The organism is Neobacillus sp. WH10 (assembly GCF_030123405.1).
In the GTDB taxonomy this organism is placed as follows: domain Bacteria; phylum Bacillota; class Bacilli; order Bacillales; family Cytobacillaceae; genus Neobacillus.
In genome coordinates this window covers 5240792-5264637 of record NZ_CP126110.1, presented here as the reverse complement: position 1 = coordinate 5264637, position 23846 = coordinate 5240792, and the positions used below count along the sequence as shown (strand labels likewise).

The window sequence follows — 23846 nt, the reverse complement described above, 5'->3', positions numbered from 1 at the left end:
GGTGGATTATGGAATTCAGAGATTTAAAGACACAGTATCAGAAATATAAGCAGGAAATTGATTTCGCTGTGCAGGAAGTACTAACTAATGCAAACTTTATAGGTGGCAAAGAAGTAAAAGAGCTAGAAGATCAATTAGCTGATTATGTTGGGGTTAAACACTGTATTACTTGTGCCAACGGTACAGACGCATTGAATTTAGTGATGATGGCATGGGATATCAAAGATGGAGATGCAGTATTTATACCAGACTTTACATTCTTCTCAACTGGAGAAATTGTTTCATTTAGAGGTGCAACACCTGTTTTTGTAGATGTAGATAGGGAAACTTTTAATATTGATATTATTAAGCTAGAAAGAGCAATTATCAAAACAATTGAAGAAGGAAAGTTAAATCCAAAAGCAATTATTCCTGTTGATTTATTTGGCCTCCCAGCAGACTATATTGAGATAGAGAGAATTGCTAAGAAGTATGATTTATTAGTGTTAGAAGATGGAGCCCAAGGGTTTGGAGGTAGCATTAATGGTAGAAGAGCATGTAGTTTTGGAGATGCAGCAACCACTTCCTTCTTTCCTGCTAAACCTCTAGGCTGTTATGGGGATGGCGGAGCTATTTTTACTAATGATGATGAATTAGCAGAATTACTTAAGTCTTTAAAAGTTCATGGTAAAGGCGATAATAAATATGACAATGTTAGGATTGGAGTTAATTCAAGACTAGACACCGTCCAGGCTGCCATATTAAAAGTGAAACTTAAAGCGTTTATTGATCATGAAGTAGAGGATGTAAACCGAATATATCAATTATATAATGAAAGATTAGATGGAATTGTTGAGATCCCATATATACCAAATGGGTTTTATTCAAGTTTCGCTCAGTATACTATTAAGCTTAAAAATAAGGAACAGCGGGATGGTTTACAAGCAAAACTAAAAGATCATGGAATTCCTAGCATGATTTATTATGTTAAGTCAATGCATAAACAAGATGCTTTCTCAGATTTGGAATCTGATGATCGAGAGTTTGATATAACTAATGAACTTTGTGACACAGTCCTTTCATTGCCGATGCATCCTTATTTGAGTGAAGAGGAAGTAAATAAGGTTTGTGGTGTGATTAAGCAATTTATAGAGTAATATATCTAATATTATATATAAGGTTATGGGTTCTAGTATTCAATGGAAAGGGAAGCAGTATAACGATGAGATGCTTTCCTTTTTTTATTTCAGTACTACCGTAAAATATCTGACAAAAAGTCACTGATTGTTACCAATAAATAGTGTCAATAAAATGTCTGCCTTTGATAATAGTGTACGTTTACAGTTTTAATATTAATCAATCATTTGTTTTAAAGTGGCAATAACAATGTATATGCTTTTATTTTTCAATTATAGTAAAAGTTATTTATTACAATGTCATACTTTTATCGGAAAATGAAATGAGTGACTAGTTTAAGCCAACCGAAAAATGCAAACCATAATGGAACACTAAGAGACGTACCCCAAAACAATCCAACTAAAAGATTTCCTTGCTTTTCCATGAAATCCACTCCTACTGAGTTCGATAGTTGCTATAGATCACAGTTTTGTCTCAATTATGTTTTTTTAACAATAAATGTACCCGCTTACATTTTTAGAGGTTTAAAACAACGAAGTTTAGCACTATTAACAAAAGAAAAAGCTAGATTTACGTTGATTGGGTAAAAAAGTATTGGTCTTAAAGGGATAGCGTTTTTTGCATTAATTTTACTTGGAGGACATAAGGAGATTTTTTAGTAGTTCAATTTATACATGAGATTGATTATATTAATGATAGCTAATAATAGGTTGAGATTTAGGGAGAAATTTGTCATGATAAATTTATTTTTTCTCGACATATTTATATTCCTCAATAAGTTGAGAAGGAGTCCAACAGTTATGAGTGCTTTCCCAGCGGAAGCGTAGGGACGGTTCTTGTGCTTCATTTCCATCTCGAACGCAATAATTAAGGGTTCAGTTCCGCTGTTTAAGCAGCAGGACTGAACCTTATTTATTTGGAATAAATCTGGATCACTTTATTTTGAAAAACGCAGTTTTTTATCATTCATTATACTTTCCGTAAGGTTTCTATCATAAGGCACCATATTAGGTTTGGTGATAATTCCAGTAGATCCGCGATCTGTGGTTCCTATTTAAAGTAATTTTTTGAGACAGCTTTCAACATTCTTTTTAGACATTTTAAAAGGCGAATCCTGAATTGGAGCATACTGAGACTACTTTCAATCAATCGTTTAATTAGTGGTGGAATTACGGGGGAAAGATAGAATGATGTAAGTTCAAGTGAAGATAGTCAGATTTTGCAAACAAGTGGATTATTATCTGCAATTTTCTCTTGCGATTCTCGACAATTTTCTTTTCAGAAATGTAGGGGAAATTCTTATGGATCAATGCATTACTGCTGTTTCAACCAAACGATTGATTAGTATAGCATATATGGAAATCCGTCGAAAGGATGTTGAATTAGTGAAAACAGAGGTTTGAATCTACTACTATCCTTATTTTAATTGCACCTTTCAGCAATTTTTTTTGAAATCCCGGTGCCTGTCACCGCTCGATATTTGTCGAATGATTTATATAGTAAAAGAAAAGGAGAGTCAGTCATTTAGTGAAAATGATTGTCTCTCCTTTAGTATTTTTATAAAGTTATTTATAGAATATTGCTACAACCATTCTAGTAACTTACATAGCGGATGGGCGGTTGACCATTTCCCGATAGCCGGAGGTGTTTATATGGAAATTAGAATAAACAGTGACTTTACTAATGTAAATCTCGATGAAATGAAGGAAGTTTATGCTTCTGTTGGCTGGACAAGGCATACAAACGCTATAATTAGAAAAATATTTGAAGCAAGTAATGTCATAGCATTAGTTTGAGTTAATAGTAGAATAATCGGGTTTGGTAGAGCGATGACAGATGGTGTTTTTAATGCCGCAATTTATGATGTTGTGGTTCATCGAGATTTTCAAAGGCAAGGAATTGCTAAAAAAATTATGGAGTATTTGCTTGAAAAACTAAGTAATATTTCCTGCCATTTATGCTACTTTTCTTTTATTTCTTCTAAATTCCCAACTACTACAACTCTTTTTGAATTATCTTTAATTGAAAGACAAGTTATAAGAGTTAATTTATTAGTACCATCTTCTTCTAAAACTTCACCGGCATTTGGTAACACTGTTTTATTCTCTTTTACTTTGTATTTATATTGTTTGTAATTATCTTCAATTATCACAGCATCATTTTCTTTTAATTTTGGAATATCACTAAATAAAACACCACTACGTGACATATTGTGTCCCGCTAATAAGTAATTACCTTGTCCGAAAACTTGATTACTTTTTAAAGTGGCTGCTCCGATCAATAGATGTTTTTCTGTTGCATTAGCATAAATCGGTACAGAAAAATCAAATTTTGGAATAACCAATTTACCTATGGCATTTTTCTTTGTAAATTTAGCGTTTTTAACTTCACTAAAAGTAACTCGATTTAAATTACTGGCATCTGTTTCTACGGTACTTACATTTTCCTCATATGGCTGCTTTTCTTTTAATAATTCTTTAACATGTTCTTTTTGCACTTTTTCAGTTTCATGTTTTTCATATTCAGGGTAAAAATACATTCCTATACCAAATAGAAATAGTACGATTAAAAAGATAACTTTTTTCATTTTTACTCCTTTTTGAATGTTGGCCACAAACACGATTTACAGTTTGTGCTAACATTCATTTCTTTACAATAAACCAATTTTAATACTAACGAAGCGATACCACTTATTAGTGATACCGCTTCATAAACTTAAAGAGGGGAATTTAGATTTCTTTTCTTCTTGCTACAACATAAGCAAGACCAATTAAAGCTGTTGCTGCTGCGCCTAATCCAGCATATTTCATTGTATTATCCTCTTGACCACCTGTTTGTGGTAGAGATTTTTCAGGTTTTGGCTGTTCAGGCTTTTCAGGAGTCGGAATTCTTTCATCTGAAACTGTATGCTTGATAACCTCGCCATTTTCTTTAATCTCGAATGGTACTACTGTTTCGTTAATTAAATAGCCGTCAGGAGCAACCGTTTCTTTAAATGTGTACTTCCCGAAAGGCAATTTTTCAAATATTGCTTTTCCGTTTTCATCAGTGACTTTTTCTACTACTTTATTACCGTTTTCGTCAAAGATTTCAAACTTCGCATTTGGAAGTGGTTTGCTACCTACCACATCCACTTTTGTAATTTCAAGTGTGCCTGTAATCTTTTTATTTGTTGCTTCTAATTTAATTACTTGACCATCTTCTTTAACTTCAAAAGCAATTTCTTTTTGATCTAAAACAAAACCTGTTGGCGCTTCTGTTTCAACAATTGTATATACGCCTAGATTAAGATTATCTACTTTAGCATAACCGTTTTCGTCAGTTGTGATTGTAGCAACAGTTTCACCTTTTGCATTTTTTACATCGAATTTTGCACCAGCTAATCTTTGTCCATTTTCATTAACTTTTACTAATTCTAATGAACCTTTTGAAATCCAGTTAACGCTTAAATTGTCTTGGACTGGTGTATTTTTTACTACACCTAAAGACATTGCATTTTGAATGCCTTCATCATATGATTTGTACCATATTGTTTCTGTTTTGAATAAATCACCTGTAACTTTAATGTTAAAGCTACCTGAAGCTACGTTTTTGTTAAAGTACACATAAAAATCTTCATCATTATTAAATGTTGTTTTCTTTTCACCATTTGCATTAGCAAAATATGTACCCTCTGGTGCATTAATTGCTTCTGGTGTATATGTTCCTTTTGCATTTGTTGTTACTTTAAATGCTCCTGCTTTGAAGAAGTCACCTTCAACTTTAGCAACATTTGAAGTAGGAGAAACTTCAAAATATAAGTCCTGTGTTGTTTCTTGCGTTCTTACATCATTTAAAATACGGTCAACTACCGCTTTAACATTTGCATTGTCAAAACGTAAGTCTTCATAGTTAATATTTGTATTAACTACCCAAAGCGCAATTTGTGTACCGAAATGTGCTTCCTGCCAATTAGCTGCTCCTAATTGTTCCGGTGTTTTTTCAGGATAACCATATGCCATAACACGATATGCTTTATCACTTAATCTACCGTTAGGCTCTAAATCATGACCATTTGGAGAGCTTAAGCGTTCATCTAAACAATATGCAATACGTCCATCAGATAACCTGATAATATCTGTTTCAATAAAGAAACCCAAGTGTTTTGAGAACACCCAGCCTTTGTTGTTGTATTTTTCATGTGTTAATACTTCTGCGCTTGCTTTAATATGCGGAAATACCATAGAAAGAAAAAGCATAAAAATACTTACAATAGTGAATACAACAGAAAAGACTTTGTTATGTCGAACTGCTCCAGCCATTTCTTCACTCCTATTCATTTTTCAAAGATCGAGCTTAAAAACGTGTTACTTGAAATAATTCTTCAACAGGCTTTGAATAGTAGTTTGCAATTATAAATGCCAATTCACAATCAACTGTACATCGATTTTTTTTATAGCATTTAATTGCTGTTTGAAAATACCTAAATATTCTGTTAACTTTCTGTAAATCTAACTTTCTGAGTCTACTTTCTCCCTCCAATCTGCTAATCTCTTTATTTGACATAATAGGAGAAATTTGTCTCACCTCCTATATGTAGATTTTACCATAACTTAAACTATTGATACTACGTCAAGATAATAGGATAATAGACACAGATTTTTCTACCGCGCATTCGCTTGGTGGCCTTCATATGAGTTTCTTTAACTATAAATGTATCCGTTTTCTTGTGCTTCATTTCCATTTCGAACGCAATAATTAAGGGTTCAGTTCAGCTGTTTAAGCAGCAGGACTGAACCTATTTATTTGGACTAAATCCGAATCACTTCATTTTGAAATATCATTCATTATACTTACCGTAAGGCTTCTATCATAAGTCACCATATTAGGTTTGGTGATAATTCCAGTAGAGACACGATCTGTGGTTCCTTTTTAAAGTAAGTTTTTTCAACATTCTTTTTAGGCATATAAAAAGGAGAATCCTGAATTGAAGCGCTCTTAGGCTACTTTCAATCAATCATTTAATTAGTGGCGGAAATACAGGGAAAAGATAGAATGATGTAAGTTCAAGTGAAACCAGTCAAATATTGCAAATAAGTGTATTTTTATCTGAAAATTACTCTTGTGATTCTCGACAAATATTGTTTCAGATCTACAGGAGAAATTCTTATAGAACAATGCTTCGCTGCTGTTTCAACCAAACGATTGAATAGTATAGCATATATGGAATCCCGTCGAAAGGATGTCGAACCAGAAAGGGCAGACCACCAATTGACTTTATACAATTCTGCTATCAATTCATAGAGTTACCCAAATTAACAAAGGGAAACGTACAGCAGGGGTTGATGGATATAAATCCTTACTCCGTTTAAGAGAGTAAAGCTTTACAATTAAATGAAAGATTTGAACATTTGAAGGAGTACCCTATACCGGAAAATAAACGAATATACTATTCAGCCGTTTTAGTGCAAACTTCACCGCTCGAATTATGTCGAATCCTCATCGCCAAAATTCGGGTGGTGAAAGCTTTTTTCTGCAAAGATTGTAATAAAAATCGACAATATTTTCCTTGCCCAATCCATTCACAGCAGTGTTTCCATTGAATTTAATTAAACGATTGTTTAAATATTATAAGCATTAAATTTGTCAAAAATAACAGGTTATACCCTATCTCATTCTACAACCCTAATTGACATAATTTTCAATCAGTTTTATTGTATTCCAGTCGGAATTGCCGGCCAACAAACAGGGGTATATTCTCTCACCACCCCCGGAGGTTGGAGGATCATCGGCCATACGCCGACACCCCTTTTCCGGCCTAATCTCCCTGATCAACCCGCGCTCATCTCTGCAGGAGACGCGATTCGCTTTGTACCGGTAATAGAGCAGCAATACTATCGTATCTCAACTTCTTGGTAATGATTTTTCATTTCTTTCGAGCTTAAAAGCACATAGAAAACATCCTTTCTTTGGTTGGTGTGGTGCCAATATTTTACCAAAGAACAGGGTGTTTTTTGTACTTTTTTGATTAATATTGCTTTCAAATTCAGGCACAGTAATAGTTTGTATTGTTTTTATTTACACCGAAACTTGAGTTAATAAGTGGGAACCAGTGTCCTAGCCCAATAATGTATAAATTTGGCGCTATATTCATAAAGTTATCTAAACAGTCATTCAGGGGGGGATTGAAATGAAATATACAAAATCTATTATAAGCGGTCTAATTGCGATTGTTATTGTAATAATTATCATATTTTCTGGTACCACTGTAGCATCTGGGAATCGCGGAGTTCTATTGCAATTAGGGGCAGTTAAACCGACTATTTTAACAGAAGGATTTCATTTTAAGTTTCCGTTTATTCAAACAGTTCAACAGATTGAAGTTCGGGTACAAAAAGAAGAAAGTACCCAGACGGCTGCTTCAAGGGATCTTCAAATGGTCACCACAAAGGTGGCCGTCAACTATTCTGTTGATCCAGGCGCTGTGAATAAGTTATATCAAGAGATCGGATTGGATTATCGTTCCCGAATCGTGGAACCAGCGATTGCAGAATCTCTAAAAGCGATAACAGCGCAGTACACAGCTGAAGAATTAATTTCCAAACGTCCAGAAGTATCAGCGCAAGTGAAAGATATGCTCGCAAGTAAATTAACAAAATATTATATGATTCTAGAAGATATCAATATCAAAGAATTTGCTTTTAGTGAAGAATTCAATAAAGCCATTGAATCCAAACAAACTGCTGAACAAAATGCTTTAAGAGCACAAAGGGATTTAGAAAGAATCAAAATTGAGGCGGAGCAGAAAATCGCTCAAGCAGGTGCAGAAGCAGAAGCGTTAAGATTGAAAAAGCAAGAAGTAACGGCGGACTTAATTCAATTAAAACAAATTGAAGTCCAGGAAAAGGCATTGGAAAAATGGGATGGCCATCTGCCAAGTGTAACAGGTGGAGCCACTCCTTTTATTGATGTGAATGGACTTAAGAAAGAATAATGACCTAGTTGGGACAAAGAGCCTGTCCCATGGTCTTTCCTTCATTCCAGCTGTTTTAGGGCTAATTGCCTTATCAGCATTCCCAGCTATTAACGCAAACGATGCCTTGGCCACTGTTTCAGTAGAATTATTGCCGCCGCTTATTTCAGGGATCCTTCTATCAGGAGTTATTTCTGCTATATTGTCCAGTGCTTCCGGAAATTTACTTGCCGTAGCGAGTGTCTATGTAAAGGATATCCATGGAATCGTTTCAAAAAAATCTGTTAGTGCACAAAATGAAATAAAAATTAGTAAGTTAATCGTTGTTTTATCAGGTTTAGTGGCTATTGGTATTTCGCTGTTTAGTCAACAAATTATTCCATTACTTGTGTTTGCTTTTACTCTTCGTTCGACAGGTCCATTTGCCGCATATTTACTAGGATTATTGTGGGAAAAGGTTACTCCTAAAGCTGGTCTATACTCGATTGTTTTCGGAACTTTTGTAGGCCCTGGGTGGCAATTGGCAAAGGAACTTTTCGGCATTATGGCAGTAATTGCCGGATGGTTAGCTAGCCTGATTACGTTCTTAATTGTTAATAAACTAGAGCTCAGCAAGGGAGTTCCTGCTGCACCTTCAGCATACTATTCAGATGATAAATTTTCTGCTTAGGACTGTAAAAAATAAGAGAATGGTTTAGTTATACCAAAAATTTGCGATAGACTAGCGAACCAGCTTGGGTACATAAAGCAATTCCAAACCGGTTAGTGCGGTTATCAAATAATTTGTCATTTTATCCCCTATTAAAAAGACTCCTTAACTGCAGGAGTCTTTGGAATTTAAAGGATTGTTTCTTTGTTACTATCCAGATAGTGGTCATACATTTCTAAATTCTCCAGAAGGCCATGCTTATACATTAATAACGCTTTTTTGACGATGTGGTTATGGTTGCCGTAATTAAGCTCCTGATCGCATTCACCCAATTCCTTGTTTTTAACTAATTTCAGCTCATAAAAAATGCTTCCTAATTCTCTCCCCATTATTAGACCCCCAGCTCTCCAGACTATAAAACTATTTCTATACCTTCAGCATAGACTACTTTTTCATAGATTATACCTGTTGGAAGCATGGGGACGGTTCTTATAGGGGACAATCGGAAGTTTTGCGCGCAAAAAGGCACAACTAGTGGATTTTTAGCTAGTTGTGCCTTTGTTCTATCTTATGAAAAATGCCTGTTATTACTTGAAGATAAATAGATTTCTAGAAGTAATATTAGACTTGCCTCTATTGTTGTGATTTGCTGCTTTAACGGATCTAAAGCAACAGATAAGTTTTTTGTGTTTGAAACGGTTTTATTTCCTCATAATACTTCAATTTATTTCAGATAAGATACTTGATTAGTGTCGTTTATTAGTTCGAAAAAGGTCTTCCAATAATCCCCTGTCCTCAATTTCTTTTAAAAGCTCATAACCATGCATATCAAGGTCTTGTGCAATTTTAATTGAATAGAGGTAAACCTGGTAAGTTTTTATAACCCTGAAACGTTTAATCCTTATTAATATTAACTTTACGTCAAGCAGCATAATGATAAACTAATATTATGAATATTTGTACTTTAAGAATGGAGAAAAGAGATGAGAAAAAACCTTTTATACATTGAAGACAATAAGGAAATTGGAGCTTGGGTTAGTGAAGATTTAACCGAACGGGGCTATCACGTGATCTGGCTGACTTCCGGAGAAGGCGCAATCGGTCATATGGAGAGTGCTGATCTCTTGATTCTTGATATTATGCTTCCAGGCTTGGACGGCTTTTCAATCGGACAGCGGCTGAAAAAGGAGTTTCCAAAGACGCCAATTTTATTGCTTTCTGCTAGATCCTCAATTGACGATAAACTACAAGGCCTTCATTTTGCTGATGATTATGTAACGAAACCATTCCATCCAGATGAGTTGGCAGCACGGGTGGAAGTGCTGTTAAGACGGTTCGGAAAGATATCACCACCGCTTATTCAACTTGCCCATCTTAGTATTCATTTAGATCAAAACCTTATTGTCGATTCAAGATCGAATGCTGAAATTATTCTAACGGCAAAGCAATTTCAAATTTTCACGTATTTGCTTCACCACCCAAACCAAATTCTCACAAAAGAACAAATTTATGAAGCGGTTTGGGGGAGTCCCTATATGGAAGGGGATAAAACATTAATGGTACATATTCGCCATTTACGTGAAAAAATAGAGAAAAATCCGAGCCAACCTCAAATAATTGAAACAATCCGGGGAATTGGCTACAGGGTGAAACAATGAAATTCCGACATTCCTTATTAACGAAATATTTGCTTATCATTTCTGCGGCACTGGTCTTATGGCCAATAGTATTGCCGATTTATTACATCCCAAAGAGTTTCCTGGACACAGAAAAACTGTTGTATCTCAATACGCAAGAATTGGTACAAATGTGGCAACGTGAAGCAGGGCATTTGAATGGTGCGACGCCTGATGAAATAGACCAAAGGCTTCGAACGTTGAAAGAACAATATTCAATGGCAACTATGTTCTGGGTGGATGCGGATGGCAACACCCAGCTAAAGTTGCCCAATCTAATAAATATCCCAAACCAATGGACTTTTCAAGACAGCGTTGAATTTATGAAAAAAAGTGTCGGTACAGGTCCGTTTACAATTGTGTCATATATCGGCGGCGATTCAAACCAAGGGTTTATGGTTTTTCAAGTGCCGCGTTCACTTACGGAACCGTGGTCTGCGTCCGCCATTGATGACATGTATTTACTCCTATTCGCTTTTCTCGTTTTCGTCCTATTTCTATTTATCTCATGGTTATTTTTCTCTCAAATTCGAAAACGGCTCGTTCAGCTTCAAACCGCGATGACTGACGCTGGGGAGACAGGAATTCCAGACAAAGTTGCAATTTCGAAAATAGACGAAATTGGGCAATTGGGACAGGCGTTTAATCATATGATTGACGAGCTGACAAAAAGCAGAAAACGTGAACAGGAGGAAGAAGTTCTTCGAAAGCAGCTGATTGCCAATATATCACACGATTTGCGTACGCCTCTTACAACCATCCGTGGACACGCTTATTCATTACAGAAAGAGTTCTTATCTCAAAAAGGTGAAGAATCGCTTCATTTGATTGAAAGTAAAGTGGATATGTTAAGTCAATTACTTGATAACCTTCTTTCCTATACGCTGTTATCGGCAGGGAAATATACCATAAAGCGGAAAGAGACGGATATGATGCGGTTAATTCGTGGTTCTCTTGTGAGTTGGTACCCGGTCTTTGAAAAGGAAGGATTTGAAGTCGATGTCCGTTTGCCGGAAAAAGGATTGGTTTGGAATGTCGATCCACAATGGTTCACTCGTATAATAGATAATTTGTTCCAGAACATAATTAGGCACGCGAAATCAGGGGGGTATGTCGGTGTCCATACCGAAGAAAAAGAAGGAAGAAACGTTGTTGTTATTGAAGACAGAGGACCTGGGATGAATAACAGCTCTCATGAGAAAGGAGCCGGAATTGGTCTATCCATCGTTTCACTTATGCTAAAGGAAATGAACCTAGATTGGACAATCGAAAGCTCCTCTAGCGGAACAAGAATTTATCTACATGAAAAAAATTAAACGAAATTTAAACTCGACCCTACCTTCATTTTAACCTTCGATGGTTAGTATGAAGGTAGGGTTTAATTATGCCTAGCATTTGGTATTTGCTGCCACTCTATTATCTTCGAAGACGTGGTCAGTGCAATTATTGTGGGGTCATCGATTAACGCTTCATACTATTTTATAAAAATGGAGGGCTAAGAATAAATGCAAAAAACAATTATCAATAAATTATCAACAACTGATGAATTGAATTTCTTTGAACGTTTTACAAAATCTTCTGTATGGCCTGCTTACGTTGGTTGTTTGCTTGCGTTCATATACGCAGTTTTCGTCCGGTTTTATCAAGCTGCTGGCGGAATGATTGGCATGCCGGGGGAAATGAAAGATCCCACAACTATTTACATGGGAAGTTACATCGCTGGTGTCTTAATTATGTTCTGTGGATTTGCTTTAATTACGCTTACTAAGCCTTGGAGTAGGATAGTTCCGCTAAAGGTACCGCTGATTGGAGGCAGAAAGATTCATCCACTAATTGTATTGACTCCCACTCTTGTTGGCACTGCCTTTTTAATTGCGCACGGAGTGAGTGGAATGATTACAAGAGCACTCCTGTTGGCCGATATCATTACACTGGATTTCCCTGGGTTTGTAGAAGTAAATGTTCGTGAACTAGCATTATGGGAATTATTTTTCTACGAACCGTGGTTCGTCCTTTTGGGTATTATGGCAGGTTTAACTGCCTCCCATTATGTGCAAGCTTCTGGGATTCGACAATCTACATTCAGACGAGGTACCATCCTTATTTTGATTATGGTTTTTCTCTTAACAGCACTTTTTGTGGCGTCTATCATTTTTGATTTCACTGATAAATTAAGCTTTTAAATGTCAACTTAACTAGGTGAATCATAAGCAGAATCCATGCCTATTAGATAAATCACTATGACAGCATAGTAAAATTAGGTGAAATTCTGCGTTTTTTTTAATAGGTAGGGCAGCCAGTTTATAAATCCACGATTTTGCATATAGATGATGACCAAGAAATTGGTTCATCGGTAAGCGAATTTTCAACAGATTGTGGAAATGAATGTACGTACAAGTTATTCAAAGTAAAGTAGAAAAGGATGATTACAATGAATTCTACATCGCCCTTAATGAAGATGGATACTGAAAAAGGCTTAAAATATTGGCCCTCTTGGATTGGATATATGGCAGTTGTCTGGTCATTACTCGATGGGGCTCTGCAGCTTTATTGGTTAATTCGAGGAGAAGGATATCTCAGGATTGATGAAGATGCGTAGAATCTGTGGTTATTGCGCCGCCATAGCGGTGACGCCGTATCTGTTGATCAAAATCGCCTGGACTTTCGGCCTCTTCCTTCCGACTGAGCAAATGGGTGACGCCAGTTGGAGAGCGATCAACGCAGCTACCGTGGTTGTTGCCGCGGTCGGCATCCTGCTGGCGTTGGCGTTCAGCAGGCCGTGGGGTGAACGGCTGCCCGCGTGGCTGGTGGCTCTGCCCGTATGGGTGGGCACTGGTCTTCTTGTTCCCATGCTGTTGCTCGTACCGGTGCTTGGCCCGGCCGCCATGAACCGGGACAAGGAGGCAGGCGCTACCGACTTCTGGGGCTACGAGCAGATTTTCGTTATGGTCTCTCTGGTCGGGGTCGGTATTTTCTTGCCGCTCGCTTTAGCGGGTTACACCAAGTTACGGTGGCCGGAGGCGTTGGGCGGTCCGATCGAATACGGGGAACTGCCGGGACACACCCGGCAGTTACAGATCACCCTGGGCAGGATCGTCGCAGCCGGCTGCATCCTGCTCGGCATCATTAAGGTGTTTTGGGCGGTGGGTGGCACTCTCGGCCTCGACCCGGCCATGCTGGATGACCGTGATCTGTGGTGGTACCTGCTGACGTTGAATACCGGCGCGTGGGCCTTATCAGGTGCGTGGGGCATATTGGTGCTGATCACACGCCGCGGGTCGAGGAGGTTCCTGCCCCCAATGGCAGCGGCATGGATCTCGTCGGGAATGCTGTTCTCTTACAACCTCTTTTCCGTCATTCGCCCCGATTTTCAGTCCACCCCGGAGTACCCGCTGGCACGGGTGCTGACCACGGAGGCCGGCATCGTCCTGGGCTTGATAATGGGGATTATCATTCTGCTGGTACTGCATGACCGTCGGCGAGCCCTGATGAGATAGGATTAATGGGGGCAGAGGAACAAATAGGGACTTGCTCCCATCCTAGAGGGGAGATGTGCCTCAGTAAGTCCTCATTTAAGGTACCTCAAGGGGAAAAAATCGATATTGAGAATTAATGCTACGAACCCGATTTTTTTACTCCGTATAGCAAAAAAACGGTTACTGTGTGGTATTCATTAAGAACCCATTCAAGTGGGGAACCGTTTTGCTCTACATTCGATTAACTTTATATGAAGAGAAGAGGGAATACGATGGAACCATTCGATCACTGGAATATTTGGAAAGATGTTGCTTCTCAGTCATTTGGATTCTCATTTGCCTCCGTAAACCCAGATGGAACTCCACATGTTACTCCGATTGGGTCACTAATACTCAGCAAAGATGAGCCAAAAGGTTTATATTTTCAAATTTTCACTTCCCAAATGACACGAAACCTGGAACGGAATAATCGAGTCTGTATTCTTGCTATTAACAGTAGTAAATGGTTTTTGTTACGATCGTTTCTTTCCAGAAAGTTCAAGACTCCACCAGGAGTACGGTTGTCAGGAACGGTTGGAGAAAAACGGATCGCAACGGAGGATGAGATTCAATCGTTAAAAGAAAGTTTAGGATTGTTAGGGCGTTTTTTTAAAACTGGACCTGGTGGTCTTAACATCAAGTATGTTCGGGAAATTCTTTTTGCCTCCGTTAAACCAGTTTACGTTGGAAAATTGACTAAAGGACTCTTTGAATAAGTTTACAATTGTATGTGGTCAGCAACTCAAACATTTTAGGTAATTTTTAAAACTAATAGGCTTCATTTCTTCAACGAGAAGGGAGAATGTCTTTTGAGCTTAAAACATGAGAAACATATGAGGTCAGAAATAGCTGATAAAACTTATTTGACTAAAGGATGGGGCTATGTTGCAGCTCTTGCACTGTTGCCGTATGCGATTTTAAAATCGCTTTGGGCATGGGGTTCAACGGTAGGAATTACAACAAAACAAGCTGTACAAGATGTAGCAGGGCTTGGTGATACATTAAAGGAAGGACCTGCTTTTCTATATACGTTATATACCATCGGAATAGATTTCACAGCTATCTTGGCGATACTGGCATCTTTATTTGCTATAGCTCTCGTGACTTCCTGGGGTGAGAAACTACCAAAATGGTTATTAATCATACCAGGATGGTCAGTTGGGGTGTTGACAGTTCTAATTAGCTTCTTGACAGCTCTTCAATTTTTAGGAGTGCTTCCAAAAGGATACCCCGAAGGATTAGCCATTTGGGTGTATGTGGTAACGTACGGAGGATTGTTCTTGTGGGGAGTAACTGTATTTATTGCGACTCTGTCGTTCCAGCATCGGATTAAAAACAAACAGTCTCCTAAAAAAGGTATTTAAGGCAATAATCTACTTCGAGTGCTTATCTTGAATATCCTTTCAGTGTTGGTGCTCCGGGACAATTTTCAACAATCGGCGCTTTTCTGAAATAAGGAAAGAGTCCTTCTCCATGAAAAGGGCCAGATTGTGGAATAACACATTTAAAGTAAATTGGTAAGGGTGAAGAGATGTGAAGGTTATTACTTAAACGGAGCAGGTCGTTTGGTCAACTCTACTTTTCTCGAGGACTCCCGATTTGTACCGGCAACCCAGGATCTTTCTGCCAGACGAACCATCCGCCGTCGTATACTTTGATATTGTCCCAGCCGTTTTCATAAAGGATCAAGAATGGGAGGGAGGCCCTCCAACCGGTGCCGCAATAGAAAGCGATTTCGTTCCCCTTTCTAATATCCCATTCTGTTAACATTGCTTCGACTTCGGTCAATGATTTTACCGTTCGATCATCATTGTAATAATCAGTTTCAGCATGTCCCCATATAGCACCTTTTGGTTCTCCTGAGCGATTGATGTATGAATACCCACTTACTTCTCCAATGAACTCACGCCAACTTCTTACACTGACTAGTCTAAAATTCGGATTCTTCTGTGCTTTCAAGATTTCCGTAGGCCATGACATGAGATACTCTGGATGAACTGGAATTTCAGCGCCAAATTCTGAAATCGGTTTTGGTTCCACGATCCCTTTTTCCGTTCGATATCCAGCGCTTATCCATGCATTCAATCCTCCATCGATTACATGAACGTTTTGTACACCTGCCCAAATACAAACAAATGCAAAGCGTGCAAATGATGCTCCTTTTCCGTAAATAACAACGCGTGTACTCTTGGAAATCCCGAGGCTAATAAGCGTGTCGTTAATTTCCTTTGGTGTTCGGATATTCCAGTTAATGTCTTCTTCGATTAAATCTGTATCAAGATGAATTGCCCCAGGAATATGTTTCTCTAAATACTCCTCGCTTGGTTTACCCCATGAACATTCAACAACCACATAATTGTGTGAAATAGGGTCTGCTTCAATGATTTCTTTTACCCATTGCACCGGAACAAAGACCTTGTGAAGTGTTTCAACCATTCTAATTTTCTCCTATGCTTCAACAGTGTTCTTCTTTTTATTAATCATCTTTTGAAGTATCAATACGAATACAGCTCCCCAAATCGCTAGTCCAATACACATTCTTATAAATAATGAAGTAACGGAAAAGCCCATTTTCTCTATTTTAATTTGCAGAGAAGTTGGGCTTTTTAATTTGGATTTTCCTTAACGTTGTAAATCCGCATTTTCCTAACGGTACCACATATTGTCTATAGTTTTGTGTCACTCGTCAATGAAGGTATTGTCATACCCGCTAATCGATCAATGGATCTACTTCTGTAGGTTAGAAATCTCTATTCATGTTTACGAGACAATTCTAAGTTTTCTTCAATTTCTTTGACAAACTCTGAAGCTTTCATATCTAATCCGGAAGCGATTAAAAAGATTGTTTCAAGACTTGGTTCACAAATATTCCTCTCCAATTTACTCAGTGATGTTGGATTGATTGAGATGTCGTGAGCCAATTTCCACTGTGTTATGCGCTTCGCCTTTCTTATTTTTTTTAATACTTCACCAATTTGGATCTTATGGTTCATAAGAGATATTCTCCTTTGTTAAGGCTATTAGTTAACAAAAATTACCTTCTCTTCACGTAACAAACTTCCCAAAAGAACTGATAATAAATATTTTACTATAATGAATTTTTACCGAGAATTCTAGTTGCATTGGTAGTAGTTGCCCTTATAAACTGAATTAAAATGATCAGCCAGCTAACTCTTAATACAAATCATGATACGTAGGAATATTCTACTAAGTATTCTTCAATCTCTTTTACAAGGTCAGAAGCCTTCATCCCAAGACCTTCAGCAAGAGAGAAGATAATTCTGAGTTTTGGCTGTTTGATACCACTTTCTATAATACTAATGTAGGGGCGTGGGATAGAGCAACGCTTAGCTAATTGCTCTTGTGTTATTTTTCTTTTTCTTCTCGCCTTTTTTAATGCCTTTCCAATATGAGCGATCCGTTGATTTTTCAATGAAATTCTCCTTTATGACTACCTTTATATTAATGCCTCTTCTTTCGCTTCTGTCCCCCACAACCTCATTCCCCCTGAGTCATTCAACGTACATTCCAATGATTGAAAATGGTAAGAATAGAGGCTGATTGTCCTGCTGAACGTGTTGTGTTCTCCGCTATCCATTATACTTAGCTAAAGAACCAAAATTATATCTGCCGGTTGTTGACTTGGATAGAAGCTTTCGTTTTTTCGGAACAAGAAAAAAGGTAATCGGTTTAGGATGGTTCCCCCGATCGTTTGAAATCTGCTTCAATTGAATCGCTGTCTGTATCATATTATTAAAAGAGTGTAGCTTTACATCCACAATCATTGAAAGGTCATTGCTAAGTTCTACTTCTGTCTTGTAGGCTCTAGCTTTGGTTTTTACAATATGGTCGGGGTTAAACCATATACAATCTTCCTTTTTAGGAGACTTAATAGGAAAAAAGCAAATGTCTTTATATGGATTGACAATGACGGGGCACAAATACTTATTACCAATTATGTTTTTGGCACCTTTAATGGCACCTTTTAATTCAAATCCTATGTATTTCAATGTATCATCCAATAGTTGGACCGGTGTCCTGTCTACTAGAAGAGTTTCACTTCCGATCATAACTCTCGTGCAAAGCTTCCCACGTTTGTCATATTCACCTGTCATTAAAATCACGTTTCCATCGACTAAATAAAAATGGTTAATAATAATAATCACTGCTCCTTATATTCATTTAATGAATGCTATTTGAATTGCTAACTTTCAGTTGTGTATAACCAAGGCTGCAGTCTTCAATACCCTAATCTGTCCATCACCTCTTTTGCTACAGATTTTCCGCCTGGTGTAAAAGTTGCTATTTCAATATATTGGAGTTGGAATAAGAACTGGAAGCGTTTATATCTATCTATTATTTAAATATAAATAGGAACATTATACTAGATACTAAAGTATACAAAGTTAGACAATATTTGACTAATTTGTTAACAAAATGGTTTTGTGTCCGCCGTAATATTTGTCGTAATTGGGAATTTTGAAATCTCAGTTTCAGAGCCCCATTATGCACAACTTTTTTCAACAGTCCGAATTTTGCACGACGGGATGGGCGGGATTTGGTCTCCACATTTGATATTTCTGGGGGTATAGTAAGGTTAAGCAATTGCTAAAGAAGTTTTATGTACTTTTTTGCACAGGCTAATGAGTGCAAAGGAGGTGACTTTGTGTCACTTGATCAGCGTAGTATGGCTATTTTGTCTTATATAGTTAAGGCGTCGACGTATGTTTCATTACAGGAGATTTCTGAAAAGTTTAATATTTCTAGGCGAACCATTTATTACGATATTGAAAAGATCAATGATTGGTTGAAGGAAAATCGGTTACAGTCGGTGAAGCAGGTTCGGTCGGCCGGGTTTTATTTAGATGAAGAAACAGCTCATCAAGTGCCGGGAAAATTGGTTACCTTGAAGAAGTGGCATTATGAGTACACGGTAAAGGAACGCAAGGCATGGCTGGCTATTTATTTAATGGTACTGGATATTCCTTTGTTCTTAGATAACTTAATGAAAAAAGTCCGCGTCAGTCGTAATACCACGATTGAGGATCTAAAAGGCCTAAAAGAGGAATTGAAAAGATTCCATTTAGTGCTCGAGTTTGAACGTAGACATGGATATGTGATTATAGGCAAGGAAGATGATAAGCGGAGGGCGATTGTTTATTATCTTCAGCATGTTCTCCCGGAGCAAGGCTGGCAAGCGCTTTTAATAAAAATACCAGGAATTCTTCAAGAGAATGGTCCCGATATTCTTCACTTTTTTGAAATTGAAAAATGGAAAGCAGTTCAATTGATTATTGCTGAAAGTGAAGAGGATTTGAATATTCAATTTACTGATGAGTTTTTGGATAACTTTGCTCTTCGGCTGCTGTTCTTTTATAAAAGGTTTTCACAAGGAAAAAAGGTTTCGATTGACCCAGTTGAAAAAGATGTCTTAAGAGACACAAAACAATTTCGCGCTGCAGAAAAAATAGCACGTAAGCTTTCTGCGCTATTTGAAGTTGACTTCCCCGAGGAAGAAGTTTTTTATATCACGAAACACCTGCTTGGTTCTCGCATTCAGTTCTCTGAAGAGGTGGAGAGTACAAGCAACGATTTCCTAAAAGACGTTGTTACTAATATGGTTTCTGATTTTCAACGATTTGCCTGTGTATTTTTTGAAAATCGGCAGGAAATTGAACGAAATTTACTGCTTCATGTGAAAACGGCCTATTTTCGCGTCAAATATGGCCTTGAAGTAGAAAATGATATGACCAAAGCAATCATAGAGAAATATCATGACATTTTTCTCATTACCAAGAAGAGTATGTTTCACCTTGAAAATCTAATAGGCAAAGCGGTCAATGATGATGAAACTGCCTTAATAGCCATGCACTTTGGCGGTTGGATGAAACGGGTTGGAGCAGAGGCGGTTAAGAGAAAAACTGCTTTGCTAGTTTGCACAAATGGGATTGGAACTTCTAGACTATTGCAGCGCCAACTAGAAGGTCTTTTTTCAACCATTGATATTATCGGCTGTGTTTCACTAAGAGAGTATGAGAGTAACCAGTTTGAAGCAGATTTCATTATCTCAACCATACCGCTTCAGAAAAAAACGAAGCCTGTTTTTGTTGTAAGTCCCATTTTAACGGAAGCAGAAAAGGAAAGCTTGCTAAAGAAGGTCAATGCACAACTGGACTTCGATCCAAAACAAACTTCAGCGATTGATACTTTAATGGATATTATTCAAAAATATGCGGATGTACGAAATGAAACGGCGCTTCAAACGGAATTAAAACAGTATCTAGCCAAGCCATTGTCACTTCAGGCAGAACGGCCAAGGCCTTCTTTGAAAGAATTGTTAATGAAAGAACATATTCAGCTAAGACAGGAAGTTCCTACCTGGGAGGAAGCGATTTGGGCAGCGGCAGAGCCGTTAAAAAGGGGTGGATTTGTTACGGACCATTACATCGAGTCGATGGTTCAAAATATCAAAAACATGGGGCCGTATATTGTAATTGCACCAATGGTGGCATTACCTCATGCCAAGCCTGAAGATGGTGTTCAGCAGCTGGGAATGAGCCTGTTGAAATTAGATAAGCCGGTTCTTTTTATGGATAAAGAGGTTCGACTATTAATTGTCCTTGCAGCAATAGATGGGGACTCCCATTTAAAAGCGGTTTCACAATTAACGAATTTACTATCCAAGCCGAATCAAATCAATAAAATACTGGAGGCAGAATTTGCAATAAATATTTTTGACATTATTAAAGCCTACTCGGTCTAAGTCAAAAAATCAATAAGTAAATTGTAGCAGAGAGGTTTTTAACATGAAGTTTTTAGAAGAAAATCTAGTGGCATTTGATGTAGAGGTTTCCTCTCCTGAAGAAGCAATTCGGGCAGCCGGTAACTTACTAGCGAAAGGAGGGGTGGTAGAGGAAGGGTATATAGAAGCTATGGTTCGGTCTTATCACGAAAATGGTCCCTATTTTGTACTTGCTCCTAAAATTGCTCTTCCGCACGCAAGACCGGAAGATGGGGTAAAGGAAGCATCTGTTTCATTTATCAGTTTAAAACACTCAATTGTCTTTGGAAATACTGCTAATGATCCTGTTCAATTCGTTTTTGCGCTAGGTGCATCATCGAGTGAAGAACACCTAACCCTCTTGAAAAAATTAATGCTCCTATTGAATAGCAAGGAAAATGTGGAAAAGTTAGCTGAAATTCATACTTATAAAGAATTGCACAACATAATTAGGGGGAACGATCAATGAAAATATTATGTGTATGTGGATTAGGACAAGGAACAAGCTTGATTTTACGGATGAATGTGGAAACCGTGTTAAGAGAACTTAGAATTTCTGCCGATGTTGAAAATACGGATGTTTCTTCAGCTTCTGGTATGTCGCCGGACTACATTATTACAAGCAATGAATTGGCTCAAACCTTGGCAGGAACATCAGCGAAGGTAATCATTGTCAATAATTATTTTGATTTAACTGAAATCAAGGCAGCATTACAGAGTCAATTAAATTAAAAGGTCTTCTAGAATAATTTTAAATTGAAAAGTTAATAGAAAAATAGGGGGAAGCAAAATGGATGCGTTAAAATGGGTTGCTACCAACGTCTTTGGTACACCTGCGATTTTACTTGGATTTATCGTGTTTTTGGGTTTGCTGCTACAAAAGAAAAGTACTAGTCAGCTTATCAGTGGAACGTTTAAAGCTATTATCGGTTTCTTAATCATTAATGCTGGTGCTGGTGTGATTGTCGGGGCTCTTAATATTTTTGAACCGATGTGGAAAGAAGTCTTTAACTTAAAGGCTAGTTCCTTAGGGGATTTCATGGGACAGGAGAAGTTTAATGTAAAGTATGGAAGCGCTGTCACTCTTGCGATGACTCTAGGATTCTTGATTAACGTATTACTAGCACGATTTACGAAGTTTAAATATATCTATTTAACTGGCCATATGATGTTCTGGACCACTACGATTTTTGCCGGGGTTATTGTCCATTCTGTTGGCGATGTTTCTTTTGGCAAGTTGGTTATCTTTTTAGCCATTTTCATGGGGTTATATTGGACATTCCAACCGGCAATCGTCCAGCCTTTTATGCGTAAAGTGACAGGAAACGACAATATTGCCCTTGGCCACACCTCAGCATCAGTAGCATTACTGAGTGCGCTTGCAGGAAAATATTTAGGTAATAAAAATAATGACTCTGAAAAAATTAAATTGCCTAAAGGTCTTGAGTTTTTACGTGATTCAAACGTTATTACAGCTTTAACAATGGGAATTCTGTTCTTAATTGGTTCCATCATTCTCTCTACTAAAGGGACTCCAGGCGCAGAAGAATTAATTGCCAAAGCAGGAGATCAAAACTTTATCATTTATTCAATTATTCAATCGTTTACTTTTGCGGGTGGTATTGCAATCGTTTTATTAGGGGTTCGGATGTTCATTGGTGAAATGGTTCCTGCTTTCAACGGAATTGCGACACGTCTAGTACCTGGCGCAAGACCAGCACTTGACTGTCCAATCGTATTCCCTTACGCTCCAAACGCAGTTATCCTAGGCTTCCTTGGAGCATTCGTTGGGGCGCTGATTTGGCTGGTGATCCTTGGTAACACGGTTTCTTATGTGTTCGTGCCTACCATGATCGTTCTCTTCTTCCATGGAGCAACTGCCGGTGTTTTCGGTAATGCTACCGGTGGCGTGAGAGGCGCATTAATAGGCGGCTTTATCACCTCAACAGTTGTCGCTTGGGGACAATATTTTATGGTAAAAATGCTTATCTCCTCAACTATTCCGGATACCGCAATGTGGGCCGCGGATAACGATATGTTCATCTTAGGGCCAATTGTTAAATTCTTAGCACAGCTTTTCTTCTAATCTAATAATTTTCGGTAAAGGGCAGATTTATATTGCCCTTTACTTATTGAGACACAAAATGGAGGGAATCAGCATGAGCTTTATTCGAACGCTTCGCGGAGATATTAATCCTGAGGAATTAGGATTTACTTATTCACATGAACATATTGTCTGCTGTCCTGCTTATTGGGCTGAACGGGGAGAAGATGACCTTCTACTGGATGATAAAGAGAATTCAAAACTCGATGTCGCGGATTTTAAGAGTTTTGGAGGGCGGTCGATTGTTGATGCAACAGCCGTTGATTATGGCCGCGATGTACAAGCCGTCAAAGAAATTTCCGATGAACTAGATATTCATATTGTTGGCACAGCTGGTTTTAATAAAAGCTTTCTTTGGGATGCAAAGATTAAGGAATCATTGAAGCCGATTATCGGAAACTATCAAACCTATACAGAGTGGATTGAGGCAGCAACCATCAATGAACTGGCAGAATTTGTTGTTAAAGAGGTGGAGGACGGGCTTGAAGGAACACCGTTTCAGGCCGGTCAGGTCAAGTTTGGCACTGGCTATAATCGAATCACCCCGTTAGAGGAAAAAACACTGCGGGCGGTGGCGCGTGCCCACCATGAAACAAAGGCACCCATGCACTCCCATACAGAAGCAGGAACGATGGGCCTTGAGCAAATTGAATTGCTAAAGAGTGAAGGAGTGGACCTTTCTTATATGAGCTTTGGCCATATGGATCGCAATCCGGACCCATACTATCATGAGCAAATTGCGAAAACAGGTGCCTATTTAAGCTTTGATGGAATCGCAAAAATTAAATATGCACCTGAAAGTACGAGAATTCAGTGCGTCTTAGAGCTTGTAAAAAAAGGCTATGAAAATCAAATTCTTGTCAGCGGTGATACCGCGAGAAAAAGCTATTACAAGCATTATGATTACGGTTTGGGACTGGAATATATTATTGCCAAGTGGGTGCCGCGCTTTATCGATGATGCCAATCGCCAAGGCTTTGATGGTGAAACACTTATCCATAAATTCTTCGTTGAAAACCCGGCAAAATGCTTTGCATTTAAAAAGTAAGGAGC

Annotated in this window: 24 protein-coding genes and 2 pseudogenes; 19 read left to right on the top strand and 7 right to left on the bottom strand. The window is 38.0% G+C overall.

Going from position 1 to position 23846, the window contains the following annotated elements; translation table 11 throughout:
* Window positions 1-8 precede the first annotated feature (8 nt).
* The 3 genes and pseudogenes from QNH20_RS25460 to QNH20_RS25450 form a co-directional block, all read left to right on the top strand.
* Entirely contained in the window at window positions 9-1136 is a 1128-nt protein-coding gene (locus QNH20_RS25460) for a DegT/DnrJ/EryC1/StrS family aminotransferase (RefSeq protein WP_283920700.1), read from the top strand.
* A gap of 1632 nt (window positions 1137-2768) precedes the next feature.
* Window positions 2769-2912, top strand: coding sequence for a hypothetical protein (locus tag QNH20_RS25455; protein WP_283920699.1), 144 nt, complete (start codon window positions 2769-2771; stop codon window positions 2910-2912).
* Between the two features lie 12 nt (window positions 2913-2924).
* Window positions 2925-3062 (top strand): annotated as a pseudogene (locus QNH20_RS25450) (GNAT family N-acetyltransferase); the annotation flags it as partial.
* Window positions 3063-3076: 14 nt separating this feature from the next.
* Here QNH20_RS25450 and QNH20_RS25445 read toward each other — a convergent pair.
* Window positions 3077-3703 (bottom strand): class A sortase, encoded by a 627-nt coding sequence (locus QNH20_RS25445; RefSeq protein ID WP_283920698.1) that lies wholly within the window; start codon window positions 3701-3703, stop codon window positions 3077-3079.
* Between the two features lie 142 nt (window positions 3704-3845).
* The gene (locus QNH20_RS25440; RefSeq protein ID WP_283920697.1) at window positions 3846-5417 is read right to left on the bottom strand and encodes a SpaA isopeptide-forming pilin-related protein; all 1572 of its coding nucleotides are present in this window, start codon (window positions 5415-5417) and stop codon (window positions 3846-3848) included.
* A 962-nt stretch (window positions 5418-6379) separates the two neighbouring features.
* On the opposite strand from QNH20_RS25440, the pseudogene QNH20_RS25435 reads away from it, so the two are divergent.
* From QNH20_RS25435 to QNH20_RS25420, 4 genes and pseudogenes are all read left to right on the top strand, one after another.
* Window positions 6380-6486 (top strand): annotated as a pseudogene (locus tag QNH20_RS25435) (reverse transcriptase N-terminal domain-containing protein); the annotation flags it as partial.
* Between the two features lie 252 nt (window positions 6487-6738).
* Window positions 6739-7014, top strand: a complete 276-nt coding sequence (locus tag QNH20_RS25430) for a carboxyltransferase domain-containing protein (protein ID WP_349632691.1) — start codon at window positions 6739-6741, stop codon at window positions 7012-7014.
* A gap of 271 nt (window positions 7015-7285) precedes the next feature.
* Window positions 7286-8089: a prohibitin family protein gene (locus QNH20_RS25425; protein ID WP_283920696.1), complete on the top strand. Its 804-nt coding sequence runs from the start codon at window positions 7286-7288 to the stop codon at window positions 8087-8089.
* Window positions 8070-8738, top strand: a complete 669-nt coding sequence (locus tag QNH20_RS25420; protein ID WP_283920695.1) for a sodium:solute symporter family transporter — start codon at window positions 8070-8072, stop codon at window positions 8736-8738. Before QNH20_RS25425 ends, QNH20_RS25420 begins: the two co-directional genes overlap by 20 nt.
* A 167-nt stretch (window positions 8739-8905) precedes the next feature.
* On the opposite strand, the gene QNH20_RS25415 is transcribed toward QNH20_RS25420, so the two are convergent.
* The gene (locus tag QNH20_RS25415; RefSeq protein WP_283920694.1) at window positions 8906-9106 is read right to left on the bottom strand and encodes a hypothetical protein; all 201 of its coding nucleotides are present in this window, start codon (window positions 9104-9106) and stop codon (window positions 8906-8908) included.
* Window positions 9107-9700: 594 nt separating this feature from the next.
* On the opposite strand from QNH20_RS25415, the gene QNH20_RS25410 reads away from it, so the two are divergent.
* The 7 genes from QNH20_RS25410 (at window position 9701) to QNH20_RS25380 (ending at window position 15272) form a co-directional block, all read left to right on the top strand.
* Entirely contained in the window at window positions 9701-10375 is a 675-nt protein-coding gene (locus QNH20_RS25410) for a response regulator transcription factor (RefSeq protein ID WP_283920693.1), read from the top strand.
* Window positions 10372-11709 carry a sensor histidine kinase gene (locus QNH20_RS25405; RefSeq protein ID WP_283920692.1) on the top strand — a complete coding sequence of 446 codons (1338 nt, stop codon included), beginning with the start codon at window positions 10372-10374 and terminating at the stop codon, window positions 11707-11709. Before QNH20_RS25410 ends, QNH20_RS25405 begins: the two co-directional genes overlap by 4 nt.
* Before the next feature lie 189 nt (window positions 11710-11898).
* Window positions 11899-12576 carry a DUF3995 domain-containing protein gene (locus QNH20_RS25400; protein ID WP_283920691.1) on the top strand — a complete coding sequence of 226 codons (678 nt, stop codon included), beginning with the start codon at window positions 11899-11901 and terminating at the stop codon, window positions 12574-12576.
* Window positions 12577-12824: 248 nt separating this feature from the next.
* Entirely contained in the window at window positions 12825-12992 is a 168-nt protein-coding gene (locus tag QNH20_RS25395; protein ID WP_283920690.1) for a hypothetical protein, read from the top strand.
* Window positions 12985-13890: a hypothetical protein gene (locus tag QNH20_RS25390; protein WP_283923508.1), complete on the top strand. Its 906-nt coding sequence runs from the start codon at window positions 12985-12987 to the stop codon at window positions 13888-13890. The genes QNH20_RS25395 and QNH20_RS25390 overlap by 8 nt, the downstream gene beginning before the upstream one ends.
* A gap of 251 nt (window positions 13891-14141) precedes the next feature.
* Entirely contained in the window at window positions 14142-14624 is a 483-nt protein-coding gene (locus QNH20_RS25385; protein ID WP_283920689.1) for a pyridoxamine 5'-phosphate oxidase family protein, read from the top strand.
* A 93-nt stretch (window positions 14625-14717) separates the two neighbouring features.
* Window positions 14718-15272 carry a hypothetical protein gene (locus QNH20_RS25380; RefSeq protein WP_283920688.1) on the top strand — a complete coding sequence of 185 codons (555 nt, stop codon included), beginning with the start codon at window positions 14718-14720 and terminating at the stop codon, window positions 15270-15272.
* 211 nt (window positions 15273-15483) lie between these two features.
* Here the strand turns inward: QNH20_RS25380 and QNH20_RS25375 are convergent, their stop codons facing one another.
* The 4 genes from QNH20_RS25375 to QNH20_RS25360 form a co-directional block, all read right to left on the bottom strand.
* Window positions 15484-16344 carry a sulfurtransferase gene (locus tag QNH20_RS25375; RefSeq protein WP_283920687.1) on the bottom strand — a complete coding sequence of 287 codons (861 nt, stop codon included), beginning with the start codon at window positions 16342-16344 and terminating at the stop codon, window positions 15484-15486.
* Window positions 16345-16658: 314 nt separating this feature from the next.
* Window positions 16659-16901, bottom strand: coding sequence for a helix-turn-helix domain-containing protein (locus QNH20_RS25370; protein WP_283920686.1), 243 nt, complete (start codon window positions 16899-16901; stop codon window positions 16659-16661).
* 191 nt (window positions 16902-17092) lie between these two features.
* Window positions 17093-17341, bottom strand: coding sequence for a helix-turn-helix domain-containing protein (locus tag QNH20_RS25365; RefSeq protein WP_283920685.1), 249 nt, complete (start codon window positions 17339-17341; stop codon window positions 17093-17095).
* A 157-nt stretch (window positions 17342-17498) separates the two neighbouring features.
* The gene (locus tag QNH20_RS25360) at window positions 17499-18074 is read right to left on the bottom strand and encodes a competence protein ComK (RefSeq protein ID WP_283920684.1); all 576 of its coding nucleotides are present in this window, start codon (window positions 18072-18074) and stop codon (window positions 17499-17501) included.
* A 500-nt stretch (window positions 18075-18574) separates the two neighbouring features.
* Here QNH20_RS25360 and QNH20_RS25355 point away from each other — a divergent pair, with 500 nt between their 5' ends.
* The 5 genes from QNH20_RS25355 to QNH20_RS25335 all read left to right on the top strand — a co-directional run bounded on the left by QNH20_RS25355 (window position 18575) and on the right by QNH20_RS25335 (window position 23841).
* Complete coding sequence (locus QNH20_RS25355) at window positions 18575-20671, top strand: BglG family transcription antiterminator (protein ID WP_283920683.1); 2097 nt, start codon at window positions 18575-18577, stop codon at window positions 20669-20671.
* Between the two features lie 43 nt (window positions 20672-20714).
* A complete protein-coding gene (locus QNH20_RS25350; protein WP_283920682.1) occupies window positions 20715-21158 on the top strand; it encodes a PTS sugar transporter subunit IIA in 444 nt (147 codons plus the stop codon).
* On the top strand, window positions 21155-21421 hold the full coding sequence (locus tag QNH20_RS25345; RefSeq protein WP_283920681.1) for a PTS sugar transporter subunit IIB: 267 nt from the start codon (window positions 21155-21157) through the stop codon (window positions 21419-21421). Before QNH20_RS25350 ends, QNH20_RS25345 begins: the two co-directional genes overlap by 4 nt.
* A gap of 58 nt (window positions 21422-21479) precedes the next feature.
* On the top strand, window positions 21480-22775 hold the full coding sequence (locus QNH20_RS25340; RefSeq protein ID WP_283920680.1) for a PTS ascorbate transporter subunit IIC: 1296 nt from the start codon (window positions 21480-21482) through the stop codon (window positions 22773-22775).
* A gap of 73 nt (window positions 22776-22848) precedes the next feature.
* Entirely contained in the window at window positions 22849-23841 is a 993-nt protein-coding gene (locus QNH20_RS25335; RefSeq protein WP_283920679.1) for a phosphotriesterase family protein, read from the top strand.
* The last annotated feature ends 5 nt before the right edge of the window (window positions 23842-23846 follow it).

Excerpts from the sequence above, each read along its gene's own strand:
- QNH20_RS25460 (WP_283920700.1), top strand. The coding sequence starts at position 9 with ATGGAATTCAGAGATTTAAAGACACAGTATCAGAAATATAAGCAGGAA.
- QNH20_RS25455 (WP_283920699.1), top strand. The coding sequence starts at position 2,769 with ATGGAAATTAGAATAAACAGTGACTTTACTAATGTAAATCTCGATGAA.
- QNH20_RS25445 (WP_283920698.1), bottom strand. The coding sequence starts at position 3,703 with ATGAAAAAAGTTATCTTTTTAATCGTACTATTTCTATTTGGTATAGGA.
- QNH20_RS25440 (WP_283920697.1), bottom strand. The coding sequence starts at position 5,417 with ATGGCTGGAGCAGTTCGACATAACAAAGTCTTTTCTGTTGTATTCACT.
- QNH20_RS25425 (WP_283920696.1), top strand. The coding sequence starts at position 7,286 with ATGAAATATACAAAATCTATTATAAGCGGTCTAATTGCGATTGTTATT.
- QNH20_RS25420 (WP_283920695.1), top strand. The coding sequence starts at position 8,070 with ATGGACTTAAGAAAGAATAATGACCTAGTTGGGACAAAGAGCCTGTCC.
- QNH20_RS25415 (WP_283920694.1), bottom strand. The coding sequence starts at position 9,106 with ATGGGGAGAGAATTAGGAAGCATTTTTTATGAGCTGAAATTAGTTAAA.
- QNH20_RS25410 (WP_283920693.1), top strand. The coding sequence starts at position 9,701 with ATGAGAAAAAACCTTTTATACATTGAAGACAATAAGGAAATTGGAGCT.
- QNH20_RS25405 (WP_283920692.1), top strand. The coding sequence starts at position 10,372 with ATGAAATTCCGACATTCCTTATTAACGAAATATTTGCTTATCATTTCT.
- QNH20_RS25400 (WP_283920691.1), top strand. The coding sequence starts at position 11,899 with ATGCAAAAAACAATTATCAATAAATTATCAACAACTGATGAATTGAAT.
- QNH20_RS25395 (WP_283920690.1), top strand. The coding sequence starts at position 12,825 with ATGAATTCTACATCGCCCTTAATGAAGATGGATACTGAAAAAGGCTTA.
- QNH20_RS25390 (WP_283923508.1), top strand. The coding sequence starts at position 12,985 with ATGCGTAGAATCTGTGGTTATTGCGCCGCCATAGCGGTGACGCCGTAT.
- QNH20_RS25385 (WP_283920689.1), top strand. The coding sequence starts at position 14,142 with ATGGAACCATTCGATCACTGGAATATTTGGAAAGATGTTGCTTCTCAG.
- QNH20_RS25375 (WP_283920687.1), bottom strand. The coding sequence starts at position 16,344 with ATGGTTGAAACACTTCACAAGGTCTTTGTTCCGGTGCAATGGGTAAAA.
- QNH20_RS25370 (WP_283920686.1), bottom strand. The coding sequence starts at position 16,901 with ATGAACCATAAGATCCAAATTGGTGAAGTATTAAAAAAAATAAGAAAG.
- QNH20_RS25350 (WP_283920682.1), top strand. The coding sequence starts at position 20,715 with ATGAAGTTTTTAGAAGAAAATCTAGTGGCATTTGATGTAGAGGTTTCC.
- QNH20_RS25345 (WP_283920681.1), top strand. The coding sequence starts at position 21,155 with ATGAAAATATTATGTGTATGTGGATTAGGACAAGGAACAAGCTTGATT.
- QNH20_RS25340 (WP_283920680.1), top strand. The coding sequence starts at position 21,480 with ATGGATGCGTTAAAATGGGTTGCTACCAACGTCTTTGGTACACCTGCG.
- QNH20_RS25335 (WP_283920679.1), top strand. The coding sequence starts at position 22,849 with ATGAGCTTTATTCGAACGCTTCGCGGAGATATTAATCCTGAGGAATTA.